Origin of the sequence: Pseudomonas fluorescens (assembly GCF_019212185.1) — a bacterium.
In the GTDB taxonomy this organism is placed as follows: Bacteria; Pseudomonadota; Gammaproteobacteria; order Pseudomonadales; family Pseudomonadaceae; genus Aquipseudomonas.
Window position 1 is genome coordinate 244,100 of the sequence record NZ_CP078138.1, and the last position, 16,930, is coordinate 261,029.

At 59.9% G+C, this 16,930-nt stretch carries 14 protein-coding genes; 9 read left to right on the forward strand and 5 right to left on the reverse strand.

What is annotated here, in order from left to right; genetic code table 11:
* Positions 1-8: 8 nt before the first annotated feature.
* Positions 9-938: a zinc ABC transporter substrate-binding protein ZnuA gene (znuA, locus tag KW062_RS01175; protein WP_105753499.1), complete on the forward strand. Its 930-nt coding sequence runs from the start codon at positions 9-11 to the stop codon at positions 936-938.
* A gap of 90 nt (positions 939-1,028) precedes the next feature.
* Here the strand turns inward: znuA and KW062_RS01180 are convergent, their stop codons facing one another.
* Complete coding sequence (locus tag KW062_RS01180; protein ID WP_027616604.1) at positions 1,029-1,979, reverse strand: homoserine kinase; 951 nt, start codon at positions 1,977-1,979, stop codon at positions 1,029-1,031.
* 60 nt (positions 1,980-2,039) lie between these two features.
* The gene (locus tag KW062_RS01185) at positions 2,040-2,330 is read right to left on the reverse strand and encodes a DUF2782 domain-containing protein (RefSeq protein ID WP_105753498.1); all 291 of its coding nucleotides are present in this window, start codon (positions 2,328-2,330) and stop codon (positions 2,040-2,042) included.
* 74 nt (positions 2,331-2,404) lie between these two features.
* Here KW062_RS01185 and polA point away from each other — a divergent pair, with 74 nt between their 5' ends.
* Positions 2,405-5,206, forward strand: a complete 2,802-nt coding sequence (gene polA, locus KW062_RS01190; protein ID WP_027616602.1) for a DNA polymerase I — start codon at positions 2,405-2,407, stop codon at positions 5,204-5,206.
* Between the two features lie 418 nt (positions 5,207-5,624).
* On the opposite strand, the gene yihA is transcribed toward polA, so the two are convergent.
* Positions 5,625-6,257, reverse strand: a complete 633-nt coding sequence (gene yihA / locus KW062_RS01195) for a ribosome biogenesis GTP-binding protein YihA/YsxC (protein WP_027616601.1) — start codon at positions 6,255-6,257, stop codon at positions 5,625-5,627.
* Positions 6,258-6,448: 191 nt separating this feature from the next.
* On the opposite strand from yihA, the gene KW062_RS01200 reads away from it, so the two are divergent.
* The 7 genes from KW062_RS01200 (at position 6,449) to KW062_RS01230 (ending at position 13,569) form a co-directional block, all read left to right on the forward strand.
* Positions 6,449-6,739: a c-type cytochrome gene (locus KW062_RS01200; protein WP_027616600.1), complete on the forward strand. Its 291-nt coding sequence runs from the start codon at positions 6,449-6,451 to the stop codon at positions 6,737-6,739.
* 46 nt (positions 6,740-6,785) lie between these two features.
* Entirely contained in the window at positions 6,786-7,391 is a 606-nt protein-coding gene (locus KW062_RS01205; RefSeq protein ID WP_027616599.1) for a c-type cytochrome, read from the forward strand.
* A gap of 199 nt (positions 7,392-7,590) precedes the next feature.
* Complete coding sequence (locus KW062_RS01210) at positions 7,591-8,220, forward strand: thiol:disulfide interchange protein DsbA/DsbL (RefSeq protein ID WP_105753497.1); 630 nt, start codon at positions 7,591-7,593, stop codon at positions 8,218-8,220.
* Positions 8,221-8,232: 12 nt separating this feature from the next.
* Positions 8,233-9,111: an endonuclease/exonuclease/phosphatase family protein gene (locus tag KW062_RS01215; protein ID WP_027616597.1), complete on the forward strand. Its 879-nt coding sequence runs from the start codon at positions 8,233-8,235 to the stop codon at positions 9,109-9,111.
* A complete protein-coding gene (locus KW062_RS01220; protein WP_105753496.1) occupies positions 9,108-11,009 on the forward strand; it encodes a GGDEF domain-containing protein in 1,902 nt (633 codons plus the stop codon). The genes KW062_RS01215 and KW062_RS01220 overlap by 4 nt, the downstream gene beginning before the upstream one ends.
* Before the next feature lie 90 nt (positions 11,010-11,099).
* A complete protein-coding gene (locus tag KW062_RS01225; RefSeq protein ID WP_105753495.1) occupies positions 11,100-11,879 on the forward strand; it encodes an N-acetylmuramoyl-L-alanine amidase in 780 nt (259 codons plus the stop codon).
* A 73-nt stretch (positions 11,880-11,952) separates the two neighbouring features.
* Positions 11,953-13,569 (forward strand): EAL domain-containing protein, encoded by a 1,617-nt coding sequence (locus KW062_RS01230; protein WP_027616594.1) that lies wholly within the window; start codon positions 11,953-11,955, stop codon positions 13,567-13,569.
* A gap of 7 nt (positions 13,570-13,576) precedes the next feature.
* Here the strand turns inward: KW062_RS01230 and KW062_RS01235 are convergent, their stop codons facing one another.
* Positions 13,577-15,364 (reverse strand): ATP-binding protein, encoded by a 1,788-nt coding sequence (locus KW062_RS01235; RefSeq protein WP_105753494.1) that lies wholly within the window; start codon positions 15,362-15,364, stop codon positions 13,577-13,579.
* 10 nt (positions 15,365-15,374) lie between these two features.
* Positions 15,375-16,721 (reverse strand): sigma-54-dependent response regulator transcription factor AlgB, encoded by a 1,347-nt coding sequence (gene algB / locus KW062_RS01240; protein WP_105753493.1) that lies wholly within the window; start codon positions 16,719-16,721, stop codon positions 15,375-15,377.
* Positions 16,722-16,930: the final 209 nt, after the last annotated feature.

Below are 16,930 nucleotides of genomic sequence, written 5' to 3' on the forward strand. Positions count from 1 at the left end.
CTCTTTGAGTGGTCATCGTGTCCAGACTTTTTGCCATCCTTGTCACATTTACTGCCAGTTTCCTCGCGATCAGTGCCGCGCAGGCCGAGGTCAAGGTGCTGACCAGCATCAAGCCGGTACAGTTGATTGCTGCAGCGGTGCAGGATGGCGTCGGCGTTCCCGAGGTGCTGCTGCCACCGGGTGCGTCGCCGCATAATTACGCCCTGCGACCTTCCGACGTACGGCGCGTGCAGTCGGCTGACCTGCTGTACTGGATCGGCCCGGACATGGAAGGCTTCCTCCCTCGCGTGCTCAAGGGGCGCAATTTGCCATCGGTTGTGTTGCAGGACCTGCCGGGTCTGAAGTTGCGCCGGTTTGCCGAAGACAGTCATTCCCATGCAGAAGAGGCCGACGACCACGATCACGACCATCGTCCGGGAAGTCTCGACGCTCATTTATGGTTATCACCAGTCAATGCGCGGGTAATTGCCGGCAAAATCGCCAACGATCTGAGCGCTGCCGATCCGGCCAATGCCGCGCGCTATCAAAGCAACCTCAAGGCCTTCGACGAGCGCCTCGATGCGCTGGACCTGCGGTTGAAGGCGCGTTTGGCAGCCATTGAAGGCAAACCCTACTTCGTCTTCCACGAAGCTTTTGATTATTTCGAAGACGCCTACGGGCTCAAGCATGCGGGGGTGTTCAGCGTGGCTGCCGAAGTGCAGCCGGGCGCCCAACATGTGGCGGCGATGCGCGCGCGCCTGCAGGAAGTCGGCAAGACCTGCGTGTTCAGCGAACCGCCATTGCGCCCACGCCTGGCCGAGACCCTGGTGGCGGGCTTGCCGGTGAAATTGGCTGAACTGGATGCGCTGGGTGGCTATACCCCGGCGACTGCCCAAGGGTATGAGCAGGTGCTGGAAAAGCTTGGGAATGATCTGGCGGGGTGTCTGGAGTCGCTATAACGCTGGAATCGGCGTCGCCGCAATCGCGAGCAGGCTCGCTCCTACAGGTGATCGACACAACCCCCTGTAGCGAGCCTGCTCGCGATGCTTTTAGAGGGCAAACGGCAACGGCGTACTGACCTGCTGACGCTGAACTAAACGCTGTTCAAATTCCATCGGGTCGTGAATCAGCACATCCTGACCGGCAAAAGATTCGGCGGCGATCAGGCGCGACAGCCAGAAGCGCACGCAGGCAACGCGCAGCATGGTCGGCCACAGCTCGGCCTCGGCCGCAGTGAAGGGTCGCAGCGCGGCATAAGCCCCCAACAAAGCCCGCGCTCGTGGACCATCAATCTGGCCGTCGTCGTCCGAGCACCAGTCATTCAGGGCGATGGCTACGTCATACAGCATCGGACCCGAGCAGGCGTTATAGAAGTCGATCAGTCCGGTCAGGTGCGTGCCTTCGAACATCGCATTGTCGCGGAACAGGTCGGCATGGATGTTGGCGCGAGGCAACGCGAGGATTTTGCTCTTCTGCTCGCTGATTTCGTCCAGTGCCCGTTGCAGCAGTTGCCGCGACTCATTGCCCAGGTGCGAAAGCAATTGCGTGCCTTCTTGCTGCATCCAGTCCAGGCCGCGGTCGGTCTTGCGTTTGATCATCTTGTCCTGGGTGGCCAGGTGCAGATGCGCAAGCAACTCGCCGACTTGGGCGCAATGCTGTGCATTGGCAACCTTGATGTGCTTGCCCGCCAGCCGCGGCTGTAGCAACGCAGGTTTGCCGGCCAGCGTGCGCAGGGCGACGCCGTCAGTGGTGCGCAGAGCGTAGGGAACGGGCAGATTGGCATCGTGCAGGACATCGAGCAGTTCGATGAAAAACGGCATCTCCTGCACCGGCCCGCGCTCGACCAGGGTCAGGACAAACTCGCCCTGCTCCAGGCTGATGAAGAAATTGGTGTTTTCACTACCAGCGGCAATCCCCTGGAAATCGAGCAGGCGGCCGAGCCCGTACGGGGCGAGAAAGGTTTCCAGCTCGGGCCGAGCCAGGGGGGTGAACACAGACATGGTTAAAAACTGCTCAGTTCGGGCGCGGCGATCAAGCCAGCGCCGATTAAAATTAAGAAACTACTTCCACTCAAAGATCTTCCACGCCGGGATCAGCATATCCGGCTGATCCGAGCGTATGAAGCTTGCATCCGTGCCGTCCGAGCGCACCAGGAAGTACGGCTTGCCGCCCTTCGGAGTGACCTTGATCGCGTACAGGAAACCGTTTTGGCGGTACTCCTGAATGGTCTTGTCGCCTTCGGTGCGGATGGTCACTTCCGGATCCGGAGTCGGAGCATCGTCCGCCGCCATGGCGGCCAATGGAATACAACCAAACAAACCAGCCAGCAACAGGCGATTGAGTGTGCGCATGATAACCTTGTCCCTTTGTCGTCAACGGTCCCGCTATTCTAGCGCCGGACCCGCCGAAAAGGTTGATCCTGCTCATGAGCCAAGCGCCCCTCGTCCTGGTGGACGGTTCTTCGTACCTGTACCGCGCCTTTCACGCGCTGCCACCTCTGACCACGTCCAAAGGCCTGCCTACCGGCGCGGTGAAGGGCGTGTTGAACATGCTCAAGAGTCTGCGCAAGCAGTACCCGGATAGCCCGTTCGCCGTCGTATTCGATGCCAAGGGTGGGACCTTTCGCGATGACATGTACGCCGAATACAAGGCCAACCGTCCCAGCATGCCGGACGACATGCGCGTACAAATCGAACCCCTGCACGCCAGCGTCATCGCCATGGGCTTCCCGCTGCTGTGCGTCGAAGGCGTCGAAGCCGATGACGTGATCGGCACGCTGGCCCGCAGCAGCGCAGCCGCTCAGCGTCCGGTGGTGATCTCCACCGGCGACAAGGACATGGCGCAGTTGGTCGACGGGCACATTACCTTGGTCAACACCATGACCGGTAGCGCCATGGATGTGGCTGGCGTGAAGGAGAAATTCGGCGTCGCTCCCGAGCAGATCATCGACTATCTGGCCTTGATGGGCGATTCCTCCGACAACATCCCCGGCGTTCCGGGTATCGGGCCGAAGACTGCATCGGGCTTGCTGGTGGGGGTTAACGGCGGCCTGGTCGAGCTGTATGAACAGCTCGATATCGTCCCGACCCTGCCGATTCGTGGGGCGAAAACCCTGCCTGCCAAGCTCGAGGAACACCGGGAGATGGCGTTCCTTTCCTATCAGTTGGCGACCATCAAGGTCGATGTGCCGCTGGACGTCGGCCTGGACGACCTGCACCTGCGCGAGCCAGACCGGGAAAAGCTCGCCGAACTCTACGCCCTGCTCGAGTTCAAGAGCTGGCTCGACGAACTGCAGCGCGACGCCAAACGGGTCGAACTCAAGGCTGCTGCCGAGCCGGCGCCGGTGGCGGATCTGCTGAGTGCGGTGGAGCCCGAAGAGGCGGCACCTGCGCAGGCACAATACGAGACGATCCTCGATCAAGCGCGTTTCGACGTCTGGCTGGAAAAATTGCGTAACGCCCCGCTGTTCGCCTTCGACACCGAAACCACCGGGATCGATGCCCAGCAGGCGCAATTGGTCGGCCTGTCGTTTGCGGTCAAGGCCAACGAAGCGGCCTACATTCCGCTGACCCATTCCTACATTGGTGTGCCTGAGCAACTGGACCGCGATACAGTCCTGCGCGCTCTCAAGCCGCTGCTGGAAGACCCGCAGAAGCTCAAGGTCGGCCAGCATGCCAAGTTCGACATCAACATCCTGGCCAACTGTGCCATCGGTGGCGATCAGACTTGCGGCATCACGGTACGCGGCGTGGCATTCGACACCATGCTCGAATCCTACGTACTCAATTCCACCGCGACCCGGCACGATATGGACAGCCTGGCGCAGAAGTACCTGGACCACACCACTGTGAGTTTCCAGGACATCGCCGGCAAGGGCGCCAAGCAGCTGACATTCGACCAGATCGCCCTGGAGCAGGCTGGTCCGTATGCCGCCGAGGATGCCGATGTGACCCTGCGCCTGCATCAGGCCTTGCACGAAAAACTCACGGCGATTCCTAGCCTGGCCAGCGTGCTCAGCGATATTGAAATGCCTCTGGTGCCGGTGCTGGCGCGAATCGAACGCCAGGGCGCACTGGTGGATGACAAACTGCTGGGTGAGCAAAGCGTCGAACTGGGCGAGAAGATGATTGCCCTGGAGCGTGAGGCCTTTGAAATCGCTGGCGAACCTTTCAATCTCGGCTCGCCCAAGCAGTTGGGGGTGATTCTTTACGAGAAACTCGGCTACCCGGTGCTGAAGAAAACCGCCAAGGGGCAGCCCTCCACGGCTGAAGAAGTGTTGGCCAAGCTGGCGGAAGAAGACTACCAGCTGCCGAAAGTGCTGATGCAGTACCGCTCCATGAGCAAACTCAAAAGCACTTACACCGACCGTCTGCCGGAGCAGATCAACCCGCGTACCGGGCGGATTCATACCTCCTATCACCAGGCGGTGGCCTCCACCGGGCGCCTGTCGTCCAGCGATCCGAACCTGCAGAACATTCCGGTGCGTACCGCCGAGGGGCGGCGCATTCGCCAGGCATTCGTCGCGCCAGCGGGCTACAAACTGCTGGCTGCGGACTATTCGCAGATCGAGCTGCGGATCATGGCGCACCTGTCCCGTGACGAAGGGCTGCTCAATGCCTTCCGCAATAATCTCGACGTGCACACCGCCACTGCCGCCGAAGTCTTCCGGGTCGAGCTCGAGCAGGTCAGCATCGAGCAGCGGCGCAGCGCCAAGGCCATCAACTTCGGCCTGATCTACGGCATGGGCGCGCAGAAGCTGGGCAAGGACATCGGCGTCGACACCAAGCAGGCCAAGGCCTACATCGACACCTACTTCGCCCGCTATCCGGGTGTGCGTGAGTATATGGATCGCACCCGTGCTCAGGCCGCGGACCAGGGCTATGTGGAAACGATTTTCGGACGTCGCCTCTATCTGCCGGAAATCAACTCGAACAAGCCGCAGGAACGCGCGGCGGCTGAGCGCACCGCGATCAATGCGCCGATGCAGGGCACGGCAGCCGATATCATCAAAAAGGCCATGGTGGCTGTGGATAACTGGCTGACCAGTTCCGGCCTGGATGCCAAAGTCATTTTGCAGGTACACGATGAATTGGTGCTGGAAGTGCGCGAGGACCTGGTCGATCAGGTTCGCGAGGAAATTCGTGGGCACATGAGCGGTGCGGCGAACCTGGATGTGCCGCTTTTGGTTGAAGTGGGTGTAGGAAACAACTGGGATGAGGCCCATTAAGGGCGTTTTTCAGGGAGTTTTTGCGTGAGTTGCCGCGGCATAGTGTCGCGGTAATGGGCTCGAAAAGGCTTAGTTCGAAAAATTCTTGGGGTTATTCCCAATCGATTTTGCCCGCCTGCGGAACTAAACCAGTGAATTGCCACTCAGAGTTACTGAATGGGTGGTGAAGCCCTTCGATGCTCCTATGTTGTGTTAAGTGTTGGCAGATATCTGGACCCCGCCCTAGCGGTCCGGAGTACTTAAACCCCGAACTCTCCCTCCCCATATGAGTTTCGGGGTTTTTTTTGCCTGGAATTCGACCCTGTTCTCAAGGAGCGAGCCTGCTCGCGAAAAACCTGAGGGCGCGTCGCACCTTCAGGATGTCCGCGTTATCGTTTGGCGTTTTTCGCGAGCAGGCTCGCTCCTACAGTTGTAGGTGTTATTCCGCGCCTTTGTCAGCCAGTTCCATCCAGTCCGCCAATACAGTGTAGGCCTCTTCCAGGCCCAGGCGTTTTGGTGCTGAAAACAGTTGGATGGTCACGGTTTCGCCCCAGCCTTTGCGGATCTCGGCCTGGACTTTAAGCAGGGTGTTTTTGGCCGCGCCATAGGTCAGCTTATCGGCCTTGGTCAGCAGTACATGCATCGGCATGCCGCTGGCTACGGCCCAATCGAGCATCAGCAGGTCGAAGTCGGTCATTGGATGACGGATGTCCATCATCAGGATCAACCCCTTCAAACTCTCGCGGCTGCCCAGGTAGGCTTCCAGGTGGCGCTGCCAGTGCTGTTTCAGTGGGATAGGAACTTTTGCGTAACCGTAGCCCGGAAGGTCGACCAGACGCCGTTCTTCGTCTAGCTTGAAGAAATTCAACAGTTGCGTGCGCCCTGGGGTTTTCGAGGTGCGTGCCAGGCTGGCATGGGTGAGGGTGTTCAGCGCGCTGGATTTGCCGGCGTTGGAACGCCCGGCGAAGGCGACTTCGAAGCCGTCGTCGTCAGGGCATTGATCGACTTTGGCGGCGCTGAGCATGAAAGTGGACTGTTGGCACAGGCCGAGGATGGGGTTCTTGAGTTGCATGGGATTTCCGATGTGGGCGGTGCCGAGAATGGTCGCAAAGAGCAGCGTCGTTTCCGTTTCAGTAACGCCAGTATATAATGCCGCAGATTTTGTGTGCGCTTTGTCCCAGCGTAGGATGAAGTTCACGAGAGCGACAGACCTTGATTGCGCATTAGAACGCAGCACGCTCTCAACCCTGAAAAGGTCGTTTTATGACGAAATGGCTGCTGGCTATCGGTGTCTTGATGCCGCTTTGTAGCGCGCAGGCTACACAGGATCCGGAAGCCGTGTACAACCGTGTTTGTGGGGCCTGTCATTCCGGCCAACTCCCAACGGCGCCTCGCAAGGGCGATCAGGAAGCTTGGGCGCCGAGACTGGCGCAAGGTATGGAGACGCTGGTGCAACACGTGACCCAGGGTTTCAAGGCGATGCCGCCGCGTGGTTTGTGCATGGACTGCAGTGCCGAGGATTACCGAGCCATCATCCACTGGATGAGCGAGTGATCCCGGTCCATAACTCTTTAACCCTTAGCCGTAGTTGGATTAGCTGATGAACAAATTGATCGTGAGTCTGCTGTTGACCGTGGGGATCTCCGGCATTGCCCATGCTGCAGGTGATGCGAAAGCTGGTCAGGCGAAGGCCGCAGTGTGCGGTGCCTGCCATGGCCCAGATGGCAACAGCATGGCGCCTAACTTTCCAAAACTGGCGGGTCAGGGTGAGCGTTACCTCGACAAGCAACTGCACGACATCAAGTCGGGCAAGCGCACTGTTCTGGAAATGACCGGCCTGCTGACCAACCTGAGTGATCAGGACCTGGCGGATATTGCGGCGTACTTCGCCAGCCAGAAAGGCAGTGTAGGCGCAGCAGATCCGAAAGTCGTGGCTCGCGGTGAAGAACTGTTCCGCGGCGGGAATCTGGAAAAAGGTATGCCATCGTGCACCGGTTGCCACTCCCCTAACGGTGTCGGCAACGCAGCAGCGGGCTTCCCGCACTTGGGTGGTCAGCATGCTCAGTATATCGCCAAGCAATTAACCGATTTCCGCGAGGGTAACCGTACCAACGACGGTGATGCGAAAATCATGCAAAGTATTTCGGCCAAGCTGAGCAACAAGGACATCGAAGCGGTGTCCAGCTATATCCAGGGCCTGCACTAAGGCCCCTTGAGCGAGCGTGGTGCGTGAGGTTCTACCCGCGCCACGTTAACGCTCGATTAATCCTTCGATGCAAGCATAAAAAGGGTGGCTTTGGCCGCCCTTTTTTGTGGCCGCTGCCGTTACACTAGAGAACTCAAGCCCGCCATGACCTGTCAGAAGCAAGGTCGCGCGAGGCACTCAAATTGTCCAGGAGTAAAGCATGCGTAAACTGATTCTCAGCGCCGCACTCGTCACCGCCAGCCTGTTCGGCATGACCGCCCAGGCGGCCGAACCGCTGGAAGCCGGTAAACAATATGTCGAACTGAGCAGCGCTGTTCCGGTGGCTGTGCCGGGCAAGATCGAAGTCGTGGAGTTGTTCTGGTATGGCTGCCCGCATTGCTACGCGTTTGAGCCAACCATCAATCCATGGGCGGAAAAACTGCCAGCCGATGTGAACTTCGTGCGTATTCCGGCGATGTTCGGTGGCATCTGGAACGTTCACGGCCAGTTGTTCATCACCCTCGAAGCCATGGGTGTCGAGCACAAGGTCCACAAGGCCGTGTTCGAAGCCATCCACGGTGGCAAGAAGCTCGCTACCCCGGAAGAAATGGCTGAGTTCCTCGCCGGAGAAGGCGTCGACAAGGACAAGTTCCTCAGCACCTACAACTCGTTCGCTGTCAAAGGCAAGGTCGAGGATGCCAAGAAGAAGGCCCAGGCCTATCAGATCTCCGGCGTACCGACCATGGTCGTCAACGGCAAGTACCGCTTTGACCTGGGCAGCGCCGGTGGTCCGGAAGCTGCCTTGAACGTTGCCGATCAACTGATCGCCAAGGAGCGCGCCGCTCAGTAAGCGGCGCACGCCATGCGTCGCTGGGGCACTGAACGCCTCGTTGGCCTGCATGATCCGCGGGTCAACGAGCACCATCTGGAGTCTTCTGGCTTGCCCGAAGACAGTCGGCTGCGTCTGCTCAGCTTCAATATCCAGGTGGGCATCAGTACCGAGCGTTATCGGCACTACCTGACCCGGGGTTGGCAGCACCTGCTGCCGCACACCGGGCGCGCCGACAATTTGCAAAAAATCGGCAACCTGTTGAACGACTATGACCTGGTAGCGTTGCAGGAGGCTGATGGCGGCAGTCTGCGCTCAGGCTACGTCAATCAGGTCGAGCACCTGGCCCAGCTCGGCGCCTTCCCCTACTGGTATCAGCAACTCAATCGCAACCTCGGACGGCTCGCCCAGCACAGCAACGGCGTGCTCAGTCGACTGCGCCCGTGGGCGATTGAAGATCATCCGCTGCCAGGCCCGAAAGGCCGTGGGGCGATCCTGGTGCGTTTCGGTGAAGGCCCCGAGGCCTTGGTGGTGGTGATGATGCACCTGGCGCTCGGCGCCCGTGTGCGCACGATGCAACTGGCTTACATTCGCGAGTTGATCGGCAACTACAAGCACCAGGTGCTGATGGGCGACATGAACACCCATGCCAGTGATTTGCTGCAAAGCTCGCCACTGCGCGATCTCGGTTTGCTGGCGCCGCAAGTCGAGGCGACATTCCCCAGTTGGCGTCCGCAACGCTGCCTGGATCACATCCTGCTCAGCCCGAGCCTGACCCTCGAACGGGTCGAAGTGCTGGCGCAGCCGATTTCCGATCACCTGCCGGTCGCGGTAGAGATTCGTCTGCCGGGTTCGCTCACGGCCGATGCATTGCCCGCGTTGAGTCCTGCCCTTCGCGGAACCCCTGAATGAGCGACGAAGCAAACCGCTGGAAAGAGAAGTACCTCCAAAGTATCGAACAACAGGAAAAACTCGAACGGCGCTGGGACGCACGTCTCGACCTGCTGCGTCGCGGACTGGTGCGTAGCACATTGGCGGCTGAGGGGACGGACCGTGCAGTTGACCAGTGCATGAAGGAAATGCGTGAAGTCATCCGCACCGACGACATGGATGCCGGCCTCGCCGCCCTGCTGCCGCGTCTGGAAAAGGCCGTACTGGATTCCGAGCAGCGACGCGAAACCCGTGTCGATCAGATCGCGACGGCGTTGGCCGAGCTGGTCAAACAGCTACAAGGCCTGCCACTGCCGCGTGAGGTCAGCCGGCCGCTGAAGACCTTCGCCAAGCAACTGGACGGACGCGTGGGACAGGCGCGCGAGATTCCGCTGTTACTGGGTGAGCTGAGTGGTTTGCAGGGGCGGGCGCTCAGTCTGTTGGAGCAACCCACCGAGCCGAATCGTCCCGGCTTGTTGCAGCGCCTGTTTGGCGGGCGTGAGCTGGATGTCGAAGTCCGGGATGAATCCACGCCAGCGACCGTGACTGCAAGCGCACCGCTGGCTCCCGTGCATCAGGCTCAGGAGCCTTCTACTGCGGCTGGCGAGGCCGCAGTGGACGCTGATGTAGCCATACTGGAAGAGCCCGCTGTCGAGGTTTCCATGCTCACGTCAGCGATGACATCCGACATGACGTCGCCCGCCATCGAGCCGATCCAGGAGCCGCAGGAGACGCTGGCACTGTCGCCAGCGATGGTCGAGAACCCCGCCGAGCACGACCCGGAGCGCGCTGAGCAGGAGGCGCTCTACGCCCTGCCGGATTCACCCGAGCCTTCTTACAGCTCCGTGGCCAAGCATATCGAGGGGACGCTGCTGGGGCTGCTGGATGATTTGTCGCTGCCCGAACGACATCGTCCGCAGGCCGAAGCGATGCGTGAACGCCTGAAAAACGGCTTGAACTGGTATGAATTGCTACCGATTCTCGACGATCTGGCGGTACTGATGCTGGCCATCACCGACAGCGGCCAGCACGAGTTCGAGGTGTACCTCAAGCAACTCAACGAGCGCCTGGAGTCGTTCCAGAGCAATCTGCAAGCTGCCAGCGAGGGACATGCCGACAACCGCTCCGCAGCGCAGCAGCTCGATTCGCAGATCCGCGAGCAGGTCGATGGTCTGCAGAGCAGCATGCATCAGGCGGCAGACCTGGCGGGTCTCAAGCAGGTGCTGGAGAACCATCTCGAAGGCCTGCTGGGTACCATGGACGAGCACCGCAAGCAGCGCGATCAACGTGAGCAGGAAGTCGCCTTACGCCTGCAAGGCCTGGCGGACCGGGTGGCGAGCATGGAACATGAGGCCCAGGGCTATCGCGAGCACCTTGAAGAGCAGCGGCAGAAGGCTCTGGTCGATCCCTTGACCGGGTTACCCAATCGGGCCGCCTGGAGCGAGCGCCTGCAACACGAAATCGGCCAATGGCAACAGCATGGCAATACCCTGTTGCTGGCGATGCTCGATCTCGATCATTTCAAGCGAATTAACGATAACTATGGTCACCTGGCTGGCGATAAAGTGTTGAAGATTATCGCCACGGTGTTGCGCAAACGCCTGAGGGGGGTGGACTTCATTGCCCGTTTTGGCGGTGAAGAGTTCGTTCTGCTATTGCCGAATACGCCGCAGGCAGCCGGAATAAAACTGTTGCAGTCGTTGCGCGCGGCCATCGAGGCCTGCCCATTTCACTTCAAGGGTGAGCCAGTGACCATCACGGCTTCGATCGGTGTCTCCGCCTTCCGTGCCGGTGAGCACAGCGATGTGGTGCTCAAACGGGCCGATCAAGCCTTGTACCGGGCGAAGGATGCCGGTCGCAACCGGGTCGAGCCGGGCTGATCCATTTGTCCCTTTTTGTTAAATCCCCGTAGGGGAGGTGGGCAGTACGTTACACTGTTGCATTACTGCCATCAGCGTACTGCCTTCACCATGAAATTTCTCGCCCTGCTTGTTTCCCTTCTCGTCCTGGCTGGTTGTGCCAGCGGTCCGCGTATCGACACCAGTCATCCCTCGGTCAATCACGACAGCCGCGTGCAGTTCGTGGTGGTTCATTACACCTCTGCTTCTCTGGAGCGCTCGTTGGCATTGTTGACCCACGGCGAAGTCAGCAGTCACTACCTGGTCGGCGACGACAAGAACGCCACCATCTTTAAGTTGGTAGACGAGAATCTGCGTGCCTGGCACGCCGGCGAAAGTGAATGGCAGGGCCGGACCTGGCTGAACTCCAGTTCCATCGGTATCGAGATCGTCAATCCGGGGTTTCGCGATACGCCAACAGGACGGGTCTGGTATCCCTACAGCGAAGCTCAGGTGCAATCCTTGATCTTCCTGCTCAAGGACATCAAGCAACGTTATGGGCTCAACCCGCGCCAGATCATCGGACACAGCGACATTGCACCCCTGCGCAAGCTCGATCCGGGGCCGTTGTTCCCATGGAAGCGCCTGGCTGACGCAGGCGTGGCGCTCTGGCCGAATGAGCAGGCGGTAGCACGTCAACAGGCGGTATTCGCGACCCAACTGCCGAGCATCAGTTGGTTCCAGGAACAGTTGTCCCACTTGGGCTACACCACGCCCCAGACTGGCGAGCTGGATGTCGCAACACGGCATGTGTTGGCGGCCTTCCAGATGCGTTTCCGGCCATCACGCTTCGACGGCGCTCCGGACGCGCAAAGTGCCGCGATCCTTCAGGTGTTGAATCAGACAAAATAATGACGCCCGCCCGACGGTCCGGGCGAAATTCCCATCAGTAGCTATAACTCATTGGTAATCCTTTGGATGTTCAATGATGGCGGCCGCCCGAGAGACCTTGCGCAGTTGGTTTTATCGCCCCTGGACCTTGGCGATAGTGGCGGCTGCCCTCAGCGCGGTGTTATTGCTGGCGGGTAGTTTGGGCGTGGCCTTGCGTCAGGTGCAGCAACGCGAAAGCGAGCAGATGAACAGCCAGGGCGAACGCTTTCTGGAGCGCCTGGAGCAACTGTTCGGGCAATTGCGCGAAGGCCTGGACGATCTGGAAGCCCAGCCGTTGCGTGGCTGTGACATGAAAATGTTCAGCACCTTACAGCAGGTCAGTTTCAGCTACCGCTTCGTCTATGAAGCGGCCTACATCGACAAGACCCAATTCTGCTCCAACCGACCTCATCAGGAAGCCCTGTCGGCGATCCGTCCGCCTGACATCAAGGGGCCGACCTACAGCTATTGGCTGAACACCTCCACCGAACCCGACGAAAACCGCGCGGCCTTGATGTTGGGTCGAGGTAACTTTCGGGTAGCGACCTCGCGCGGGCACTTGACCGACATGGTCGACCTGACGCCCGGCAGCAGTCTGTTGGTGATTCTCGACCACGGCACCCGTGCAATTCCGGTGCTGGGCGCCCCGCAAGCCTGGCCACCGTCCGAGCCCTGGTCACCGTTCAGCAGTGAGCCTTTGCAGATCACCCAGAACAGGCTGATCTACCGCATGCCCACCAATAACCCCGAATACCAATTGGTGCTGATTTCCCCACGCACCGCCATGCACCTGCCGACGCTGTGGTGGTGGCTGGTGCCGGCGAGCCTGGTATTGGGCCTGAGCATCGGTGCGCTGGTGTTTCTGTTGGCCAGGCAGCGGCAGTCGATGGGAGGGGAGCTGCAGGGGGCGCTCAAGCGCGGCGAGCTGCAGGTTTTGTATCAGCCGATCTTCGACCTGCGCGATCGCCAATGCGTCGGTGCTGAAGCCCTGCTGCGCTGGCGTCGACCGGACGGCACGCTGACCAGTCCGGACCTATTCATCCCCATGGCAGAGGACAGCGGCCAGATTCGCCAGATCACTGACTTTGTCCTGCAGCGACTGTTGGAGCAACTGGGCCAGTTATTGCGTGCCAATCCGCACTTGTATGTCTCGGTCAATCTGGCGGCCTGCGATGTGATGGTGCCAAGGATTGGTGAGGTCATGGCTCGCCTGCTGGATCTGCATCGTGTCGAGGCCCGACAGATTGCGTTCGAGGTCACTGAGCGTGGCCTGATCGACGTCGTGGTGGCGCGGGAAAACCTGCAAGCCCTGCGCGATGCCGGACATCAGGTGTTGATTGATGATTTCGGTACCGGTTACTGCAGCCTGGCTTACTTGCAGACCTTGCCGGTGGATTGCCTGAAGATCGACAAGGCCTTCATTGATGCGCTGGGTCATGACGCGGCCAGCAGCGGGGTCGCGCCGCACATCATTCGCATGGCCCATGCCCTGGATCTCAAGGTGATCGCCGAAGGCATTGAATATGAAGCCCAGGCGATGTACTTGAGCAGCGAGGGCGTCAACTATGGCCAGGGTTGGTTGTTCGCCCATGCATTGAGCGCCATGCAGTTGATAGAGCTGGTGACGCGAGGACGTCGGCAGGGCCCGCGACGCATCGACGACGAGGCCTGAGCGGCCTTTACAGAGGTAGCGCCATGTAGAACTGCGTGCCCTGCCCTGGGCGCGAGTAAACGCCCATGCGCCCGCTGTGCAACTGAACGATTTCCTTGCACAGGGCCAAGCCGAGCCCGGCGCCACCCTTCTTGCGTCCGACCTGAACGAACGGCTCGAATATACGTCCCTGCTGGCCATAGGCGATGCCTTCGCCGTTGTCTTCGACGCTGACAATTACCCGTTCGCCATGGCGGCGTGCTTGAAGACGGATTTGTCCGTTGGTGCCGGTGTGACGCAAGGCGTTGTCGATCAGGTTGTCCAATACCCGGTCGAGTTGAGCCTGGTCGGCCTGCAGGCGTGGCAACGGACTTTGAATTTCCAGCAGCAGTTCAATGGATTGCGCGCGTGAGCGGTCGACGAAACGCTCGCGCGCCTGTGCCAATAGATCGTCGATGTTGCAGGGCGCCAGGGTGAGTTTTTGCAGGCCGTTTTGATACCGGGAGAAATTCAGCAGGTCGTTGATCAGTTGCATCAAACGCTGCATTTCTTCCTGCACGGTATCGAGCAGGTCTTTTTCACGGGAGTTTTCCGGAAAATGCGCGCGTTCGCGAAACAGGCCGAACGCCATGTGCATGCCGGTCACAGGCGTGCGCAATTCATGCGAGGCGCGCAGGACAAATTCGCTACGCACCCGTTCGAACGCGCGCTGTTCGGTGACGTCATGCAGCACCATCACAGCGCCCAATATGTGGCCTTCGGCAGGACTGACCGGGGTCAGGCTGTAGGTCAGCAGTCGCGATTCGCCATCGACTTCGATACTCAAATCCTCGGGTGCGCGCTCCAGGGAGCCGCCGCGCAATACCAGGCGCAGTTGTTCGTCGAGCTCCGGGCGTTGCAGGGCGGTGCCCAAACCGACGCCGAGACGATCATCCTCCCAGCCCAGCTGGCGTTGAGCCACTGGGTTCATGTGCTCCAGGCGGCCTTGCCGATCGATCATCAGCAGGCCGTCATCAATGCTGTCGAGTACCGCTTGCAAGCGTTGCTGACCGGCGAGTAGTTCGTCGACATTGGTTGCCTGATGCTCGCGCAATGCCTGGGCCATGATCCCGAAACGGCGTGTCAGTTGGTTCATTTCCGCTGACTGGGAGATCGGCAGGGTGACATCAAAGTTGCCCTGGCCGATGTGGTCCGCTGCCTTGGCCAAGGCTTCGATTGGCCCACCAAAACGTCGGGCAATGCCGTGGGCGGTAACGAAACCGATGATCAGCACAGCCAGGGCAACCAGTCCCAGCGAACCGGCGACCAGCAACGCACGCTCCCGGGCTGCGCGTTGGGTGTTGTTGATGTTCTCCAGTGCCAGCTTGTGTTCGTTGATCAGGCCATTGCGCAGGATGTCGAATTTCTCCGTGAGCTCCTCATTGCCTCTCAAGCTGGCAGTCGGTTGCTGCGCATTGAAGGCCTTGAGGAAGCTCAGGTAGTCGTCACGGGCCTGCTGGAAACCATGGTGGCCGTTATCGAGGGTGTTTTCATGGGCAATGCCCTCCTCCAGCAGCTCGAAATAATGCCGTTCGACTTTTTCCAGCGCCGCCAGATCCGGCTTGTCGTCCAGCATGATCATGAACTGGTCGCCCAGGCTCTGGCGCAATTTGAGACCCAGGTCGAGGGTGATGAAGTTGTCGCGAATCAGCACTTCCTGATTGCTGGCCATTTGCATCACGCTCACCAGGCCTAGCACCAGCCCCAGCAAGGCCACCGTCATCAGCGCCGAGATGCTGAGAAACAGTCGGGTGCGCAACTTCATCGCCAGCTTCATGAGGAGGCGCTCATAAGTTGTACTGTTTGCGTTTGCGGTACAGCGTCGAGGCGTCGATGCCCAGGGTTTTCGCCGCCTGATCAAGGGTCGCGGCACTGGCGAGGACCGCACCGATGTGGGCCTTTTCCAGCTCATCCAGGCTCAGGGCCGCCCCGATGCGAGGAGCGTTGTTGGTGGGTTGCTCGGCCATCCCCAGATGGCTGATCTCGACCCGTTCCTGCGGGCAAATGATGCTTGCCCGTTCAACCACGTTGCGCAATTCGCGGATGTTGCCGGGCCAACGGTAGCCGAGCATTGCCTCGCGAGCCTCATCGCTGAAGACGCGAGCGGGCCGCGCGTACTCCTTGACGAACCGGGCCAGGAAACGGTCTGCCAGGGTCAGAATGTCCTCGGCACGCTCGCGCAGTGGCGGCAGGTGCAAGGTGATGACATTCAAGCGGTACAGCAGGTCTTCGCGAAAGCGCCCGTCGCGGACCATGTCTTCCAGGTTGAGGTTGGTGGCGGCGAGGATCCGCACGTCGGCGCGGCGAGTCACCGGGTCGCCAACCCGTTCGTACTCCTTGTCTTGAATGAAACGCAGCAACTTGGGTTGCAAGGTCAGGGGAAAATCGCCGATCTCGTCGAGAAATAGCGTTCCGCCATCGGCCTGGTTGACTCGACCCAGGGTGCTTTCGCTGGCGCCGGTAAACGCGCCGCGGCTGTGACCGAACAGCTCGCTTTCCATCAGTTCAGCGGTCAAGGATGGGCAGTTGATCGTTACGCAGGACTTCTTCGCCCGTTTGCTCCAACCGTGAATCGCGCGAGCCAGCTCACCCTTGCCGGTACCGGACTCACCAAGGATCAGGATGTTGGCGTCGGTGCTCGCCACCTGGCGAGCCGTTTCCAGTACGACTTTCATGGCCGGGCTATGGGAATCGAGGCCGTCACTGGGCTTGCGCATTTCGCCTTCAAGCGCTTCCAGGCGGGCGGAAAGCTGCCGGACTTCCAATTGCTTGGCGGTCGCCAGGCGCAATTGGTCGGGGCTGCAAGGTTTGACCAGGTAATCGGCGGCGCCCGCCTGGATGGCGTCGACGGCGGTGTCCACGGCGGAGTGAGCCGTCACAATCACCACGCGCATCCATGGGGCCTGGATTCGCATTTGGGCCAGTACGTCGAGACCGTTGTCTTCACCCAGGCGCAGATCGAGAAAGCACAGATCGAAGACCTGACGCTGCAGCAGGGCATCGGCCTGAGCGGCGCTGTTGGCCGTTGCAACGTTGTAGCCTTCGTCTTCCAGGCAGTAACGGAAGGTACGCAGGATGGCGGATTCATCGTCCACCAGCAGAATGCGGCCTTGGTGCTCGTTGGCAGATTCCATTTTTCCTACGCTCCTTAAATGAATGATCTTAGTTAGTCACGCCCGAATCGGGCAAGTTGCATGGTTTATTCTGGGCGCTTGCGCGTCGGACGCGGTAGTCCTTTGCCGAAATTGTAGGTAAGTCTCTAATTTTTATCGGTTTTCTTGCAAAAGTGCTTTGTCTGACCTACGACTGCCTATTTTTCTGACATCTACGTCCCCTCATCCAT